This is a genomic window from Mycobacterium sp. 852002-30065_SCH5024008, assembly GCF_001665645.1.
GTDB classification, from domain to species: Bacteria; Actinomycetota; Actinomycetes; order Mycobacteriales; family Mycobacteriaceae; genus Mycobacterium; species Mycobacterium paraffinicum.
This window is the reverse complement of the sequence record NZ_LZSZ01000135.1, coordinates 1-1132: the sequence shown is the minus strand read 5'-3', so window position 1 is coordinate 1132 and position 1132 is coordinate 1. Positions and strand designations below refer to the sequence as shown.

Sequence of the window (1132 nt, the reverse complement as noted above, 5' to 3'; positions counted from 1 at the left end):
TATGCGATCGTCGGCAGCGTCAGATGTGTATAAGAGACAGGCCACATACAACTCACCGACCACCCCCGCCGGCACCGACTTGAGCCACCTGTCCAAGACGAACATCGCCGCCCCCGGTATCGGCGACCCAATCGGCACCACCTGAGATTCGGGGGTGAGCGGAGTGCTGATCGACGCACATACCGTGGTCTCCGTCGGCCCATACGCATCGATCATCACCCGCCCTGGTGCCGCCCACAGATCCACCACCTCAGCCGGACACGCCTCACCGGCCACCACCAACGCCACCGACTCCAACCCCTCCGGTGACAGCATCGCCACCGCCGAAGGAGTCTGACTCAACACACTGACCTGCTCAGCAATCAGTAACGCATGCAACTCTTCTGGAGAGCCGGCCACCGACTCGGGCACCACCACCAACCGGCCCCCACCCAGCAGGGCGCCCCAGATCTCCTCAACCGAGGCATCGAAGGCATACGAATGCACCTGCGCCCACACTGGTGCCGGTGCCGCCAAATCCCCATCCAATGACCCCAGCAACTGGGTGACGTTGTGGTGGGTCACGGCAACGCCTTTGGGCACCCCGGTGGTGCCCGAGGTGTAAATCAGATACGCAAGATCCTCAGCAGCCGGGGCCGGCAATGGGGTACTGGGTTGAACATCGATGGCGGGGTCGTTGACATCAATGACCGCCACGTGATGACCGTCGACCCGCGCGGCCAGCCCGGTGGTGGTGATCGCGGCGATCGGGGCGGCATCGCCGAGCATGAACCCGATCCGCGCTGTGGGCAGGCCCGGGTCGATCGGCACGTAGGCCGCCCCAGACTTCAAAACCCCTAGGATCGCGATGATGGCCTGCGCGCCACGTTCCATCAGCAACCCTACGCACTCACCCGGGCCCACCCCACGGGCAACCAGGAAGTGCGCCAACCGATTCGCGGCCTCATCCACCTCGCGATAGGTCCACGACCGGTCCCCGAAACTCAGCGCCACCGCCTCGGGCGTGCGCGCGACTTGGGCGGCAAACAACGCCGGGATCGACACCCCCGACACCGCCGGACGGTCCAACACCGCCCGGTTACCCCAGTTATCCCTGTCTCTTATACACATCTGACGCTGCCGACGATCGCAT

The 1132-nt window shown here is 64.8% G+C and carries 1 protein-coding gene; it reads right to left on the bottom strand.

Going from position 1 to position 1132, the window contains the following annotated elements; translation table 11 throughout:
- Window positions 1-1110 (bottom strand): AMP-binding protein (locus A5781_RS17315; RefSeq protein WP_369817747.1); only part of this gene is annotated, 1110 nt, incomplete at its 3' end.
- Between the last annotated feature and the right edge of the window lie 22 nt (window positions 1111-1132).